Here is a 15739-nt window from a genome sequence, read left to right on the forward strand (position 1 = left end):
TTTAGTTTTTGAACAAATCCAAAATTTTCTTTTTTTCATCCTCGGGTGGAAGGGGAATCACCTGCGGCGCGGCGCCTTCAGCGCTGTCGTTGAGCCCCAAGCTGGCCACGCCCGCACCCGCCGCATATTCGTTGTAAAACCATTCGCCACCTGAGTTCACCACACCTTCAGGCACGGCGTATTCCATGACCGGCACGCCTTTGAGGGCTTCGCTCATGAAATCAATCCACACCGGCAAGCTCAAGCCACCGCCAGTTTCACGGTCACCGAGTTTTTTGGGGGTGTCGTAGCCAATCCAGGTGATGGCTGCCAGGCTGGGCTGAAAACCGGCAAACCAGGCATCCATCGAGTCGTTGGTGGTGCCGGTTTTGCCATACAGGTCAGTGCGTTTGAGCGTGGCTTGGGCGCGGGCTGCAGTGCCAGAGCGGGTGACCTCTTGCAGCAAACTGTCCATTACAAACGCGTTGCGGGCATCGATTGCGCGCAACGACTCATCAATGACGGGTACCGGGGTTTGCACCAGAATTTTGTTGTTTTGGTCTGTGATTTTGGCCACCAGCCAGGGGTTGACCCGGTAGCCGCCGTTGGCAAATACCGAATAAGCGGTGGCCATTTGCATGGGCGTGACAGAGCCTGCGCCCAAGGCCATGGTCAGGTAGGCCGGGTGTTTGTCTGCATCAAAGCCAAACCGCGTGGCCCAGTCTTGCGCGTTTTGGGCGCCTACGGTTTGCAAAATCCAGATGGAGATCATGTTTTTGGATTTGGCCAGACCGCGGCGCATGGTCATGGGACCCTCAAATTTGCCGTCGTAGTTCTTCGGCTCCCAGGCTTGGCCACCAGTGACACCGGCGCTGAAAAATAGCGGGGCGTCGTTGATCACGGTGGCCGGGGTCAAGCCGTGTTCAAGTCCGGCTGAGTAGATGAAAGGCTTGAAGCTTGAGCCTGGCTGGCGCCACGCTTGCGTGACATGATTGAACTTGTTTTTGGCAAAATCAAAACCACCCACCATGGCCTTGATGGCACCGTCGCGGGGGTCAAGGGCGACAAACGCACCTTCAACCTCAGGCAATTGGGTGATTTCCCAGGTTTGCTTGGGCGTCTGTACCACCCGGATGATTGCACCACGGCGAATTTTGATGTTGGCCGCCGCTTTGTCTGACAAGCCCGATTGCGCAGGTTTGAGCCCCTCGCCGGTGATCTCGATCAGTTCACCGTTGGCGCGCATGGCCTGAATTTTTTTCGGGTTGGCCTCTAGCACCACTGCCGCCAGCACATCGCCGTTGTCAGGGTGGTCTTGCAGGGCTTCATCAATCACGTCTTCTACTTCGGCTTGTGTGCCTGGCAAGCTGATGAATTTTTCAGGCCCGCGGTAGACCTGTCTGCGCTCATAGTTCATGATGCCGCGGCGCAGTGCGCTGTAAGCCACCGCCTGGTCTTTGGCGCGCAAGGTGGTGTAGACGTTCAGCCCGCGGGTGTAGGTGGCTTCGCCATATTGAGCAAACATCAGCTGGCGCACGGTTTCAGCCACATATTCGGCATGAACGCCGGTGTTGTCAGAGTTGGGTTTGACTTTGAGCACCTCGCGCTTGGCCGCATCGGCTTGGTCGACTGAGATGAAGTTGTTTTCAAGCATCCGCTCGATGATGTAGAGCTGGCGTGACTTGGCGCGCTTGGGGTTGTTGATGGGGTTGTAAGCCGAGGGTGCTTTGGGCAACCCGGCCAGCATGGCCGCTTCAGCCACCGTGATTTGGCTCAAGGGCTTGCCAAAATAAGCCTCCGAGGCCGCTGCAAAACCGTAAGCGCGGTTGCCCAGAAAAATCTGGTTCATGTAGATCTCTAAGATTTGGTCTTTGGTCAGGGAATGCTCCAGCTTGAAGGTCAGCAAAATTTCATAAATTTTGCGGGTGTAGGTTTTCTCAGACGACAAATACACATTGCGCGCCACTTGCATGGTGATGGTGGATGCGCCTTGGCTCTTGATGCGACCTAAATTCGCCAAGGCGGCACGCAGCAAGCCTTTGTAGTCCACGCCACCGTGCTCGTAAAAGCGGGCATCTTCAATGGCCAGCACAGCGTCTTTCATGACTTTGGGAATGTCTTGAACACGGGTAAAGCGGCGGCGCTCTTCGCCAAATTCGCCCAGCAACGTGCCTTCAGCCGAATACACCCGCAGTGGCAGCTTGGGGCGGTAATCAGACAGGTCTGACACATCGGGCAAGTTGGGGAACGCCATGGCCATGGCAATCCCCACCAACAGCAGCACAGACAGCACACCGGCAGTGAACAACCCCATGAGCCAAAGAACCCCTCTCACAGCCCAATGAAGCGAAGGTTTGGCCTGACGGGCAGGGGTTTGGGGCGCTTCTTTGGAAGCAGTTGGCGTTTTGGCGGGCATAAAAAACCTGAAGATGATTCGCCCGCATTATAAAAATTGAAACCTGACAGGTCGGACAGGTTAGTATTCCCGCCTTGGAGCTATGCCACACCCGTGGCAATGAGCGGCTGAACTGGCATTTTGGGCGCGGGTGGCTTGTCAATATTTGGCAACGCTTGCGGTGACAATTTGGCACAAATATCTTTGCGTGACAATGTGCCTGCTGATAGTATTGAAGTAAATTCTTAAGTATTGGGCGGTTTGTCCATCAAGTTGAGGGGATCGTTTTGTTTTCACTGGGGTCGTTATTGAGCCGTCAACCGGCACCCATGCTTGGCTTGGACATCAGCTCGTCAAGCGTCAAGTTGGTGGAGCTTGAGCAAAACAAAGCTGGCAACTTGGTGCTGAAAGCCTGTGCCATCGTGCCGCTAGAGCGGGGGCTGATCACCGATGGCAACGTCGAAAAGTTTGACGAAGTGGCCGATGCCGTGCGTCGACTGGTGGCCAAAAGTGGCACCAAAACCAAAAATGTGGCCATGGCCTTGCCTCCCTCTGCAGTCATTACTAAAAAAATTGTTTTGCCCGGCGGAATGAGTGATCAAGAGCTTGAAATTCAAGTTGAATCCGAAGCCAACCAATACATTCCATTTCCTCTGGATGAGGTCAGTCTGGACTTTTGTGTGTTGGGCCCTGTGGCCAATGCCTCGGGCGATGTAGAAGTGTTGATTGCCGCTTCCCGGCGTGAGAAGGTGCAAGACATTCAGGGCTTGGCCGAAGCAGCAGGCCTCAAGCCGGTGATCGTGGATGTGGAGTCTTACGCCAGCCGCATGGCCACGGCCCGGTTGATTGGCAACATGCCGAACCAAGGTGTGGATAGCATTGTGGCTTTGTTCGAAGTGGGTGCCATGACCACCAGCATGCAAGTGCTGCGCAACGACGAAGTTTTATACGACCGCGATCAAGCGTTTGGCGGGGCTCAGTTGACGCAAATGATTGTGCGTCAGTACGGGTTTTCTCAAGAAGAAGCTGAAAGCAAAAAGCGCAGTGGCGAGCTGCCTGAAGATTACGCAGACACAGTGCTCAAGCCCTTTTTGGACAGCTTGGTACAAGAAATTGCCCGCGCCTTGCAGTTTTTCTTTACCAGTACCACCCACAACAAAGTTGACAAAGTATTGCTAGCGGGCGGCTCTGCTGCCCTGCCGGGTTTGACTGAGGCGGTGACCAAGCAAACCAGCTTTGACTGCGCCGTGGCCAACCCATTCGAAGGCATGGAAATTGCCGACGGCGTGCGCCAAGCCAAGCTGTTGCGTGAAGCGCCTTCGTACCTGACATCTTGTGGTTTGGCCTTGCGGAGGTTTTTGCAGTGATTCTGATTAACCTGCTCCCGCACCGGGAAATTGCCCGAAAAAAACGAAAAGACATCTTCAACGCCAGCCTAGGTGCTGCGGCGTTGTTGGGTGGCTTGATGGCTGGTTTGATCTTTTTGTGGTTTCAAGCGCAGATCACAGCACAACAAGACAAAAATCAAACCTTGCAGACCGAAATTGATCAATTTAACCTGCAAATCAAGGACATTGCTGGGCTTGAATCCGAAATCACCGCTCTGCGTGCCCGTCAGCAAGCGGTGGAAGACTTGCAAGCGGATCGCAATTTGCCGGTGCATTTGCTCAGCGAAATGGTCAAGCAATTGCCAGAAGGGGTGTACATCACCAGCATGCGTCAAGACGGGCAAAACGTCCAATTTCAAGGTGTGGCGCAGTCCAATGAGCGGGTGTCTGAGCTGCTGCGCAATTTGGGCGGGAATTCCCCCTGGTTTGCCAGACCTGAACTGGTAGAGATTGTGGCTGCCAGCGTAACCCTGGCTCCCAGAGACATGCGCCGAGTGGCCAATTTCAACATTCGGGTCAAACTGGTGCGTGCAAGCGAGGCCGAAAAAGCCAAGCCCAACGCACCAGCCGCCAAGTAAAGGCATGAGCATGGCAAGCAAGCTTCAATTTAATTTTCAACTGAAAGACTGGTTCAGTGACTTGGCTGAGCAGTTTCGCAATCTCGATCCCAAAGACCCTTCCAATTGGCCTGTATTGCCAAGAGCCTTGGTGTTTGTGTCGGTCACCGTGCTTTGTTTGGTCGTCTTGTGGTTTCTTTGGCTGAGTGACAACCAAACCACGCTAACCACCGAGCAAGAAAAAGAACTGACCTTGCGGGATGAATACAAGCTCAAACTGGGTAAAGCCATCAACCTTGATGCCTTGAAAAAGCAGCGTGAGCAAGTGCAGCTGTATGTGACCCAGCTTGAGAAACAGTTGCCGAGCAAGGCAGAAATGGATGCCCTTTTATCTGATGTCAACCAAGCTGGCTTGGGGCGAAGCCTGCAATTTGATTTGTTTCGGCCAGGCCAAGTGGTGGTCAAAGACTATTACGCAGAGCTGCCGATTGCGGTGCGTGTCACCGGCAAATACCACGATATAGGCAACTTTGCAGCCGACGTGGCGAACCTGTCGCGCATCGTGACCCTGAACAACATGACCATCGTGCCCGCTAAAGATGGCATGTTGGCGATGGATGCCACCGCCAAAACCTTTCGCTACCTCGACTCTGAAGAAATCAGCGCGCAACGTATGGCGGCCAAGGGGGCGAAAAAATGAGCAAGCTCACCAAGTGGTTGGGTGTCTGTGCGGTGGCCATGTTGTTGTCAGCCTGCGGTGCCGCCAACGAGTCTGAACTTCAGCAATGGATGAATGAGCAAAAAAGTCAAATTCACCCCAAGGTCAAACCCATTTCTGAGCCTAAACAGTTCAAACCCGAGTCTTACACCTTGGTGTCAGAGTTGGAGCCGTTCAGTCTTCAAAAACTCACCCAAGCGCTGAACAAAGATTCCAGCCGCGCGCAGTCCAACCAAGCCCTGATTGCCCCAGAGCTGGCCAGACGCAAAGACCCGCTGGAAGAATTTCCACTTGACACCATGGCGCTGGTTGGGCATCTCACCAAAGCTGGGCAACCTGTGGCGCTGGTCACGGTGGGCAAATTGCTCTACCAGGTTCGCGTGGGTGAGCATTTGGGTCAAAACTATGGTCGTGTCATGAACATCACAGAAACAGAAATAACTTTGCGTGAAGTGGTGCAAGACGCTGCGGGTGAATGGGTTGAACGCACTGCTAGCTTGCAACTGCAAGAGAGGTCAAAATGAATATGAACAAAAATTTATTGGGCTTGAACGTCATCAAGCGGTTGACTGTCTCGCTGGGGCTGTTGCTGGTGTTGACCGTCACACACGCACAAACTGCCATTGAGTCTGTTTCTGGCTCGCTTCAAGGTGGCTCTGAGGTGGTACGCATTGACCTGAGTGAGGCACCCAAGGCCGAGCCCGTGGGCTTTTCTGTTCAATCCCCGGCACGCATCGCGCTTGACTTTCCTGACGTGGTCAGTGCCATGGGGCGCTCCACGGTGGATGTGAATCAAGGCAATTTGAAATCTGTGAGCGTGGTGCAGGCTGGCAACCGCACCAGGGTGGTGTTGAACCTGAAGCAAGCCACCGCTTACAAAACTCAAATTCAGGGCAAGTCCATTTTGGTGGTGCTGGACGCTGTCAGCGGCAGCGCACCCGCTTCGGCGGTGCAAGTGTTTGCGCCAGTCCAAAGCCGCGACACACAGCCGTTGCGCGATGTGGATTTTCGACGTGGCGACGCTGCCTCAGGCCGAGTGGTGGTGTCTTTACCTAACAACCAGGTGGGGGTTGATATTCGCCAGCAAGGTCAAACCCTGGTGGTGGAGTTCATGAAAACCACGCTGCCAGAGGGCTTACGCAGGCGTCTGGATGTGGCGGACTTTGGCACACCTGTCAAAACCGTCAGCACATTCCAGGTGGGCGACAGAGTGCGCATGGTGATTGAGCCACAAGGTGACTGGGTTCACAGCGCCTACCAGAGTGACGACCAGTTTGTGGTGGAAGTCAAACCTGTCAAGGTAGATACCACCAAACTCACACAAGGTGTCGGGTTCAATGGTCAAAAACTGTCATTGAATTTTCAGAGCATCGAAATTCGCTCACTGTTGCAGGTGATTGCCGACTTCACCAATTTCAACGTCATCACCTCCGATTCAGTCACTGGCACGGTGACCTTGCGTTTGCAAGATGTGCCCTGGGATCAGGCGCTGGACATCATCATGCAATCCAAAGGCTTGGGTATGCGCAAAACCGGCAACGTGTTGTGGATCGCACCCAAAGATGAAATCAACACCAAGGAAAAACTTGATTTGGAAGCTGCAGTGGCCTTGCAAGGCTTGGAGCCTTTGCGCACCCAGTCTTTTCAGATGAACTACACCAAGGCCACTGAAGTTGCGACCCAGCTGACCACTGGCACGGCCACAGGTGCCGCCACGGGCAATGCCCGTTTGCTCAGCCCTCGTGGCAGTGTGATTGCAGAGGCGCGAACCAACCAACTGTTTGTGACTGACATTCCCAGCAAATTGGAGCAAGTGCAGCAGCTCATTGCCAAGCTTGATATTCCTGCGCGCCAAGTGTTGATTGAGGCACGTATTGTGGAAGCTTCAGACACCTTTGGCAGATCACTGGGTGTGAAGTTGGGCGCTGCAGACTTGCGTGCTCAGCAAGGTGGAACAGGCGGCTACGCCATTGGTGGTGGCAACAGCGTGGCCTTTGGCACCAATTACGGCAACGCGGTGGCCACCACGGGCGCTGGTGGCACGGTCGATTTAACCGGGAATTTTGTCAATTTGCCAGCCATTGGCCAAAACGGCTACAACCCAGCCAGCTTTGCTTTGTCCATCTTCAGCTCTGCAGCCAACCGCTTTTTGAATTTGGAACTGTCAGCTTTAGAGGCTGATGGCAAAGGCAAAGTGGTTTCCAGTCCACGCGTGGTGACGGCGGATCAAATCAAGGCATTGATTGAGCAAGGCACCGAGTTGCCTTACCAAGTGGCATCATCAAGTGGCGCCACATCCATAGCTTTCAGAAAAGCGAATTTGCGTCTTGAAGTCACACCACAGATCACCCCCGAGGGCAACATCATTTTGGCGCTGGATGTCAACAAAGACACGGTAGGGCAGTCCACAGCAGCAGGGTTTGCGATCAATACCAAACACGTTCAAACCCAAGTGCTGGTTGAAAACGGCGGCACGGTCGTGATTGGCGGTATTTTCGAGATGACAGAGACCAACAGCGAAACCAAAGTGCCTTTGTTGGGCGATTTGCCTGGTGTAGGTAACCTGTTCAAGAGCCGCTCGAAGGTGGCCAACAAGACGGAAATGCTGGTGTTTATCACGCCCAAGGTGGTGGCTGATAAAGCTGCGCGGTAGGTTTTTATCAAGATTGAGTTACAGGAAGGTTTGTATGCGTATTTTGAGATTCTTGGCTGGGTTGGGGCTGACGGCTGCGCTGTTGGCGTGTGGCGGCGGAGGGGGTAATGCAGGCACACCCTTGAGTGGTGCGGGCTCGGCCGCAGCGGGTGCGACAGCCGCAGCCCCTACGCTAACCCTCAGTCTGGTTGACGCCGCTGGGGCGGCACTGAGCAGCAACGCCATTGGCGGCGGGGCTGTGGCGTATGCTAAAGCAGTCTTGCTGGACGCTGCCGGTGCGCCGGTGGCCAACAAGCTGGTGACGTTTGCCGCCGATGCGGCGGTGGCGACGTTGGCTCAGACGTCCGTGCTGACCAATACATCCGGCGTGGCCAGCACTCAAATTTCCGCAGTTGGCTTGAGTGGCAATGCAGGCACTCTGACGGCCAGTGCAACGGTGGTCAGCGGTACGACGACCAGTACCTTGAGCCAGACGGTGGACTTTCAAACCACGGCGTCGAATGTGTCATTGGCGGCTCTGAGCGCCCAGCCTTCCAGCATCAACGCGCTGCAGACTAGCGCGGTCAGTGTGCAAGCTACGGTCAACGGCGTGACCCCGTCGGGCGGATCGATCAGTGTTACCTTTGCCGCCAGTTGTGGCACCTTCAGCCCGGCATCGGCCAGTACCAACAACCTGGGTGTGGCCACCAGCACCTACCAGTCCACAGCTGCTTGTTCGGGGCCGGTGACGGTGACCGCCAGCGCCAGCGGTGCCACCACTGTGCAGACCAACATCCAGGTTGCGGCGATTCAGGCGGCCAACCTTGTTTTTGTGGGAGCTTCTGCGCCCTTGATGGTGCTGTCGTCCACCAGCGGTGGTGTCAAGCAGTCCACCCTGACGTACCAGGTGCTTGACAGCGCCGGCGCGGGCATGTCGGGGCAGGACGTGGTGATGAGTTTGAGTTCAACGGCCAAGAGCGCCGGTGTCACGTTCTCGGTGGGGGGTGCTAGCAGCGCAGCCGACCAAACCGTCAGCACCGACGCGGCGGGCAAGGCCCAAGTGGTGGTGTCGGCCGGCACAGTGCCCACCCCGGTGGTGGTCACCGCGTCCCTCAAGAGCAACAGTACCGTCACTGCAGCTTCCAACAACGTGACTGTGACCACTGGGCGGGCTGCGCAGAACAAGGTCTCGCTCAGCTCGGACAAGTTTGCCATCGAGGGTTGGTCCATCGACGGCGCCCAGGCCACCTTGACGATGCGCGTGGCGGACCGTCAAAGCAACCCCATCCCGGTCGGATCGGTGGTCAATTTCGTGGCCTCGCATGGTCTGGTGACGGGGTCGTGCTCCATCGATGCCGATTCGCTGTGCACGGTCACTTACCGCAGCCAAGGCACTCGTCCAAGCAATGGGCGAGGGGTGGTCATGGCCTACATGGAGGGTGAAGAAGCGTTTGTTGACCTGAACAGTAACAACATTTGGGACAGTGGCGAAACCTTTACCGACCTGGGCGTGCTGTTCCGCGACGATAACGAAGACGGCACGGCACAAGTCACCGAGCCAACCTACCCTGGGGGTTCTACCGGTGCAACCGCTTGCACGGCCAACACGGGCGTGGTGAAGTCGGTGGCAGGCACCTGCGATGGCACCTGGAGCAGCGCGATCCGCGTGCGTCAGCAAGTCACCATTGCCTGGAGTAGTTCGACGGCCAACATCACCTCGGCGGGTGCGCGTACCGTCGGTGGGTTCTCGGTCAGCGTCACCGACATCAACGGCAACGCCATGGCCACCGACACCACGGTGGCGGGGGCGGTGGTCACCTCTGGAGCCAAATGCGCGGTGTTGTCGGTGTCCAACTCACCAGTCAACAACAGTCCCAATGCGGGACAGCACTTTGTCCGGCTCAATGGTGAGGCCGATTGCGCCACGTCGCTGGTGGATGTAACGGTGACTTCGCCGTCGGGAACCAAGTCTGTTACTTCCTTCTGACGCGCTGCGTCAGCCGCGCAGCCGACTTCATGCTCACCCTCATAGGCCTGCCCGGCTCATGTAAATCGCCCGTTGGGCGGCAGTTCGCCAGACGGCTGCAACTGCCATTTTTTGACTCTGATCACGTGATTGAGCGGCGCTTGGGCTGCTCGATTCGGGCGTTTTTTGAGTGTGAGGGTGAAGCCCGCTTTCGCGACCTTGCCGGGTCAGCCATCGGCCAACTGACGCATTCAACTTACGCCAGAACGCGGATGGGTATGCTGTTTTTTTCTCTTGCTGATAAGATATCTAATAGTGATATCACGGTGGGCTAGATATGAAACGAACACTGGTTGGGTTTTCTGATCAAGACATTCGGGCGTTAGATGCCCTGTCTGACATCAAGCGGGTGTCCCGTGCTGAATTGATTCGTCAAGCGGTGTCTCAATACCTTGAAATGTTCAGTACTGCCGAGATACCAGAGGACGCTTTTGGGGCGTGGAAGGCCAGAAAAATCGACGCTTTGGCGTATCAGGAACGTTTGCGGGAAGAGTGGTGAAGGCACTTTTTGACACCAATATTATCATTGATTACCTCAATGGGGTGGGGCAAACCAAGTTGGAACTGGCGTTGTACTCGGACAAAGCGATCTCCGTTATCACATGGATGGAAATACAAGTGGGTACCACGCCCGATGACCAGCAGGTAGTCGACCAGTTTTTGCGTGCCTTCACCGTCGTGCCCATTGACGGGCACATGGCATTGAAGGCTGTGGTTTTGCGTAAAGCCACAAAAATCAAGTTACCCGATGCCATTATTTGGGCGACCGCGCAGGTTCAGGAGCGCTTACTGATCACACGCAATGTCAAAGATTTTTCGCCATCCGCTCCGGATGTGCGAGTGCCTTACGTTCTTTAGCATGATCTCTCTCATCGGCCTGCCCGGCTCAGGCAAATCCACTGTGGGGCGGCAACTCGCCCGCAAGTTGCAGCTGCCTTTTTTGGACTCAGATCACCTGCTCGAGCAGCGCTTGGGTTGCTCGATTCGGGCGTTTTTTGAGCGCGAGGGCGAAGCGCGTTTTCGTGACTTGGAGGCGCAAATCATTGATGAGCTCACCCAGTCTGGCGCCGGAGTGCTGTCCACTGGCGGTGGTGTGGTGCTGCGGCCAGACAACCGCCAGCATTTGCACCAGCGCACGCGGGTGGTGTATTTGAATTCCTACCCTGAAGAGCTTTTTCGGCGTTTGCGGCATGATAAAAATCGCCCGTTGCTGCAGGTGGCAGACCCGCTGCAGCGCTTGCGCGACCTGTATGCCCAACGTGACCCGCTGTACCGCGAGACCGCGCATTTCAGCATGGACACCGGGCGTCCGTCAGTGGCCAGCCTGGTCAACATGATTGCGATGCAGTTGGAGTTGTCTGGCTTCAAAGCGCTTTGAAGCATTGTTGCTTGACACGTTAAAGCGCACCGACATCGCTGCTCAATTTGTCAATTGTTCTACACTTTGCTTTACAAATTTCGCTGAAAGAAAACACCATGAACGCAGTGACATCCAGAGAGGTCATTCACAATTTTTCTGCCGTGGCGGCGCGTGTCGCTGCCGGAGAAGAGCTGACGGTGACCCGGTATGGCAAGCCCGTTCTCAAATTGGTGCAGTTGCCTGCTTTGCAACTCAGTGACGATGACCATGCGGCTTTGATTCGCAAAGCCTTGTCTTTTCGCATGACTGCGCCTTACGGCAAAGCCTTTGAGCGTAGCGATGCTTATGAAGAATGAGTCGCTTTGGGCGATAGACACCAATGTCTTGGTTTATGCCACAGCGCTTGATGCACCGTCCGAGAAGCAACAGGTGGCACAAACATTGTTGGCGCAGCTTTTCAACAGTTCGCTTGGATGTTTGCCGGGGCAGGTTCTGAGTGAGTATTTGGCGGTGGTGTTGCGCAAAAAGACCATGCCGCCCGCACTGGCCTTGGAGACTGTGACGGTATGGGCGCAAGCTGCGCGTGTGCTGGGGGTGTCTGTTGGCACCTATGAAACAGCTTGGAATCTGGCTGGGTCGCATCAATACCAAGTTTGGGATGCGTTGATTATTGCCGTGTGCGCTGAACATGGCATCAAAAAACTGTATTCAGAAGATGCTGGCTCTTTGAAGCAGCCTTTGGGCGTTCGGGTCATCAACCCGTTTGTGGCGCAGACCCTCTAAACTCAAGCCCATGAATTCCATTGACCTTCAAACTGTTTTGATTGACTTAGGTGCACGCAGCTACCACATTGCCATCCGTGGCTCGCTGTTTGACAACCCCTTGAGCTACGCCGAGCTGCCCGCCGCCCAAAGCGCACTGATTGTGACCAACACCACGGTCGGCCCTCTGTATGCGGCGCAGTTGCAAAAAGCCTTGAGCGGCAAATACCCGCAGGTGCACACCGTGGTGCTGCCTGATGGCGAAGCCTTCAAAACCTGGGAAAGCCTGAACCTGATTTTTGACGCGCTGCTGCAGCACGGCTGTGACCGCAAAACCACGCTGTTTGCGCTGGGCGGTGGTGTGGTGGGCGACATGACCGGGTTTGCCGCGGCCAGCTACATGCGCGGTGTGCCGTTTGTGCAAGTGCCCACTACCTTGCTGGCGCAGGTGGATTCGTCGGTGGGGGGCAAAACCGCCATCAACCACCCGCTGGGCAAAAACATGATTGGCGCTTTTTACCAGCCGCTCAAAGTGGTCTGCGACCTGCACACGCTCAAATCCCTGCCAGCCCGGGAGCTCAGCGCGGGCTTGGCTGAAGTCATCAAATATGGCCCGATTGCCGACATGGCTTTGATGGCCTGGCTTGAGGCGCACATGACTGACGTCATGGCGCGTGAACCCGCTGCGCTGGCGCAGGTGGTCAAGCGCAGTTGCGAGATCAAAGCCTGGGTGGTGGGGCAAGACGAGCGCGAGTCTGGCCTGCGTGCCATTTTGAATTTTGGTCACACCTTTGGCCATGCCATCGAGGCCGGTTTGGGCTACGGCCAATGGCTGCATGGCGAAGCCGTGGGCGCGGGCATGGTGATGGCGGCGCACCTGTCGCTGCGGCTGGGCTTGGTGGATGCGCTGTTTGTGGCACGCCTGACACGGCTCATTGCCCAAGCCGGTTTGCCGGTGCAAGGCGCAGTGCTGGACGCAGCAGACAACGCCGGGCGCTACTTGGCGCTGATGCACCTCGACAAAAAATCAGAAGCCGGTGACATCAAATTTGTGCTGATCGACGGCCCCGGTCGCGCCATTGTGCGCACCGCACCCGAGGCCATGGTGCGTCAGGTGATTGACTTGTGTTGCAGTGAAAAGATATTAAAAATATAGCTGCTAACGCTTATTCCATAAGCTCTAGAGCCTTATTTCTTATATAAAAATGCCTTTGGCCTCCTATGCCTGCGACCCTGCCCACAGCCGTGGGCGGCGCTACCCCCAAGCCCCTGCACCCACCCGAACCGACTACCAGCGCGACCGCGACCGCATTGTGCACAGCACCGCATTTCGGCGGCTGGTGTACAAAACCCAGGTGTTTTTGAACCACGAGGGTGACCTGTTTCGCACCCGCCTGACGCATTCCCTGGAGGTGGCGCAACTGGGCCGCTCGATGGCGCGCACACTCAAGCTCAATGAAGACCTGGTAGAAGCCATTGCCCTGGCGCATGACCTGGGTCACACCCCGTTTGGCCATGCTGGGCAAGATGCGCTGAACGACTGCATGGCTGCTCATGGCGGCTTTGAGCACAACCTGCAAAGCCTGCGCGTGGTTGACCACCTGGAGCAGCGCTACCCCGAGTTCGATGGCTTGAACCTGAGTTTTGAGACCCGCGAAGGCATTTTGAAACATTGCTCGCAAGCCAACGCCAAAGCCCTTGAGGCACTTGAGCCTGGCGGCGTTGCGCAGCGTTTTTTGCACCACAGCCAGCCCAGCCTGGAAGCCCAGTTGTGCAACCTGGCCGATGAAATTGCCTACAACGCGCATGACATTGACGACGGCGTGCGCTCAGGCCTGATCAGCTTGAGCCAGCTGCAGGTGGTGCCGCTGTTTGCCCAGTTTTACCAGCAAACCATGGCTGAGCACCCGCACCTTGCCGAGCCCGCGCAGGGGCGGCGCTTGTTGTATGAGTCGATTCGCCGCATGCTCAGCGCCCAGGTCTATGACGTGATGGCCGCCACGCAAGCTGCCATCGACGCCGCCCAGCCTGCCGATGCCGCTGCCGTGCGCCAATGCCTACCGCTGGTGCAGTTCAGCACCGCCATGCGCCAGCAGTCCAAGGCTTTGAAGGCTTTTTTGTTGCAACAGCTCTACCGCCACCCCCAAGTCATGCGCACCACCGGTCAGGCGCAGCAGGTGGTGCGTGAGCTGTTTGATGTGTATTTGGCGCAGCCACAAGAGCTGCCTGCGCGCTACCAACCCAAAGTACAGGCAGGTGAAAGTGCTGCGGGTCAGACTCCTGCCGCACGCCATGTGGCCGACTACATTGCTGGCATGACCGACCGCTTTGCCCTGCGTGAGCACCACCGCCTGACCGGCCAAACCCTTTTAACGGAACCTTCCCCATGAACCTTGATGACCCAGTGGTGGCCGATACCGTGGCCTGGCTAGAGCGCGCCGTGATCGGCCTGAACCTGTGTCCGTTTGCCAAAAGTGTGCACGTCAAAGGCCAAGTGCATTATTTCGTCAGCCAGGCCACCTCACCAGAGGCCTTGATGGATGACTTGATCATTCAGCTCAATGAGCTTGCAGCGCTTGATGCGATTGCGCGAGACACTACATTGTTAATAGCGCCTAAGTGTCTGCAAGACTTTTTGGATTTCAACGATTTCCTGGCGCTGGCCGACCAGGCACTGGCTGACCTTGAGCTTGAGGGTGTGCTGCAAATTGCCTCGCTGCACCCGCAATACCAGTTTGCCGGCACCCGCCCAGACGATGTCACCAACTGCACCAACCGCAGCCCCTACCCCACGCTGCACCTGTTGCGAGAGGACAGCATTGACCGCGCTGTGGCTGCATTTCCCCACCCTGAGACCATTTTTGAGGCCAACATGCAAACCCTGGAGCGCCTGGGCGCGGCGGGCTGGGCCGCCTTGAACGTGGGTGCCACACCCGCTGCACCCCAGGCCGTGGATGGCATCATCAGCAAATGAAAAACAAACCCCTTGACCGCCCCGGCCGTCACTCCGCAGGTGCCCAAACCGCCGCCAAAGTTTCCGCCAAAGCCGGTGCGGCCGATGCGCTGGCCAACGACATTCGCCCCGGCCAGTCATTGGAGCTACTCAAAGAACTGCACATCCTGACCCGCGAAGGCAAACTCAACCAAGACTCGCGCCGCAAGCTCAAGCAGGTCTACCACCTGTACCAGTTCATTGAAAAGCTGTTGCAAGAGCTGCCCACCCAGCCTGGCATCAGCCTGGCTGACCACGGTGCTGGCAAGTCTTACCTGGGTTTTATTTTGTACGACCTGTTTTTCAAGCAGCGCAGCAGCGGCCACATCTACGGCATTGAAACCCGTGCTGAACTGGTTGAAAAATCGGCCGCATTGGCGCAGCGGTTGGGCTTTGAGCGCATGTCGTTTTTGAACCTGACGGTGGCGCAATCAGCGCAGTCAAGCCTGCTGCCCAGCCGCATCGACGTGGTCACAGCGCTGCATGCTTGCGACACCGCCACCGACGACGCCATCGCCTTTGGCCTGCAAAAACAAGCCCGTTTCATGGTGCTGGTGCCGTGCTGCCAAGCCGAGGTGGCGCGGGTGCTGAGCCAGCACAAAGCCTTGTCACTGCAGCGCAGCGCGCTCTCAGAATTGTGGCGCCATCCGCTCCACACCCGCGAACTGGGCAGCCAGATCACCAACGTGTTGCGTTGCCTGTACCTGGAGGCCTGTGGCTACCAGGTCACCGTGACCGAGCTGGTGGGCTGGGAGCACAGCATGAAAAACGAGCTGATTTTGGCGCGCTACACCGGTCATCCAAAGCGCGCAGCGGCTCAGCGCTTGCGTGAAGTGCTTGAACAATTTGGTTTGACCGAGCTGCTTCACACACGCTTTACAAGCCTGCCTGACAATGCCGCTTTGGCCTGACACGGGTGCCCTGGCTGGC

General features: G+C 56.5%; 16 protein-coding genes and 1 pseudogene. 16 read left to right on the top strand and 1 reads right to left on the bottom strand.

Annotation, left to right across the window (positions count from 1 at the left end):
- Position 1: 1 nt before the first annotated feature.
- Positions 2 to 2293, bottom strand: coding sequence for a penicillin-binding protein 1A (locus PHT20_RS09615; RefSeq protein WP_301020353.1), 2292 nt, complete (start codon positions 2291 to 2293; stop codon positions 2 to 4).
- 368 nt (positions 2294 to 2661) lie between these two features.
- On the opposite strand from PHT20_RS09615, the gene PHT20_RS09620 reads away from it, so the two are divergent.
- The 16 genes and pseudogenes from PHT20_RS09620 to PHT20_RS09695 all read left to right on the top strand — a co-directional run bounded on the left by PHT20_RS09620 (position 2662) and on the right by PHT20_RS09695 (position 15720).
- Entirely contained in the window at positions 2662 to 3741 is a 1080-nt protein-coding gene (locus PHT20_RS09620; RefSeq protein ID WP_301020354.1) for a pilus assembly protein PilM, read from the top strand.
- Positions 3738 to 4340 carry a PilN domain-containing protein gene (locus tag PHT20_RS09625; RefSeq protein ID WP_301020355.1) on the top strand — a complete coding sequence of 201 codons (603 nt, stop codon included), beginning with the start codon at positions 3738 to 3740 and terminating at the stop codon, positions 4338 to 4340. The genes PHT20_RS09620 and PHT20_RS09625 overlap by 4 nt, the downstream gene beginning before the upstream one ends.
- A gap of 10 nt (positions 4341 to 4350) precedes the next feature.
- Positions 4351 to 5019 carry a type 4a pilus biogenesis protein PilO gene (locus PHT20_RS09630; protein WP_301020356.1) on the top strand — a complete coding sequence of 223 codons (669 nt, stop codon included), beginning with the start codon at positions 4351 to 4353 and terminating at the stop codon, positions 5017 to 5019.
- Positions 5016 to 5561, top strand: a complete 546-nt coding sequence (locus PHT20_RS09635) for a pilus assembly protein PilP (RefSeq protein ID WP_301020357.1) — start codon at positions 5016 to 5018, stop codon at positions 5559 to 5561. The genes PHT20_RS09630 and PHT20_RS09635 overlap by 4 nt, the downstream gene beginning before the upstream one ends.
- Positions 5558 to 7690, top strand: a complete 2133-nt coding sequence (locus PHT20_RS09640) for a type IV pilus secretin PilQ (protein WP_301020358.1) — start codon at positions 5558 to 5560, stop codon at positions 7688 to 7690. Before PHT20_RS09635 ends, PHT20_RS09640 begins: the two co-directional genes overlap by 4 nt.
- Positions 7691 to 7724: 34 nt before the next feature.
- Positions 7725 to 9656 (top strand): hypothetical protein, encoded by a 1932-nt coding sequence (locus PHT20_RS09645; protein ID WP_301020359.1) that lies wholly within the window; start codon positions 7725 to 7727, stop codon positions 9654 to 9656.
- 29 nt (positions 9657 to 9685) lie between these two features.
- Positions 9686 to 9883, top strand: a pseudogene (locus PHT20_RS09650) (shikimate kinase); the annotation flags it as partial.
- Between the two features lie 89 nt (positions 9884 to 9972).
- Positions 9973 to 10194 carry a CopG family transcriptional regulator gene (locus PHT20_RS09655; RefSeq protein WP_301020360.1) on the top strand — a complete coding sequence of 74 codons (222 nt, stop codon included), beginning with the start codon at positions 9973 to 9975 and terminating at the stop codon, positions 10192 to 10194.
- Positions 10191 to 10553, top strand: a complete 363-nt coding sequence (locus PHT20_RS09660) for a type II toxin-antitoxin system VapC family toxin (RefSeq protein WP_366520918.1) — start codon at positions 10191 to 10193, stop codon at positions 10551 to 10553. The genes PHT20_RS09655 and PHT20_RS09660 overlap by 4 nt, the downstream gene beginning before the upstream one ends.
- Position 10554: 1 nt before the next feature.
- Positions 10555 to 11073: a shikimate kinase gene (locus tag PHT20_RS09665; protein ID WP_301020361.1), complete on the top strand. Its 519-nt coding sequence runs from the start codon at positions 10555 to 10557 to the stop codon at positions 11071 to 11073.
- Between the two features lie 98 nt (positions 11074 to 11171).
- A complete protein-coding gene (locus tag PHT20_RS09670) occupies positions 11172 to 11411 on the top strand; it encodes a hypothetical protein (RefSeq protein WP_301020362.1) in 240 nt (79 codons plus the stop codon).
- A complete protein-coding gene (locus PHT20_RS09675; RefSeq protein WP_301020363.1) occupies positions 11401 to 11838 on the top strand; it encodes a PIN domain-containing protein in 438 nt (145 codons plus the stop codon). Before PHT20_RS09670 ends, PHT20_RS09675 begins: the two co-directional genes overlap by 11 nt.
- Before the next feature lie 10 nt (positions 11839 to 11848).
- Entirely contained in the window at positions 11849 to 12973 is a 1125-nt protein-coding gene (gene aroB / locus PHT20_RS09680; RefSeq protein WP_301020364.1) for a 3-dehydroquinate synthase, read from the top strand.
- Positions 12974 to 13022: 49 nt separating this feature from the next.
- Complete coding sequence (locus tag PHT20_RS09685) at positions 13023 to 14207, top strand: deoxyguanosinetriphosphate triphosphohydrolase (RefSeq protein ID WP_301020365.1); 1185 nt, start codon at positions 13023 to 13025, stop codon at positions 14205 to 14207.
- Positions 14204 to 14791, top strand: a complete 588-nt coding sequence (locus PHT20_RS09690) for a DUF1415 domain-containing protein (RefSeq protein WP_301020366.1) — start codon at positions 14204 to 14206, stop codon at positions 14789 to 14791. Before PHT20_RS09685 ends, PHT20_RS09690 begins: the two co-directional genes overlap by 4 nt.
- Positions 14788 to 15720, top strand: a complete 933-nt coding sequence (locus PHT20_RS09695; protein ID WP_301020367.1) for an SAM-dependent methyltransferase — start codon at positions 14788 to 14790, stop codon at positions 15718 to 15720. The genes PHT20_RS09690 and PHT20_RS09695 overlap by 4 nt, the downstream gene beginning before the upstream one ends.
- Positions 15721 to 15739 lie beyond the last annotated feature (19 nt).

The sequence above is a fragment of the Rhodoferax sp. genome (assembly GCF_028715765.1).
In the GTDB taxonomy this organism is placed as follows: Bacteria; Pseudomonadota; Gammaproteobacteria; order Burkholderiales; family Burkholderiaceae_C; genus Rhodoferax.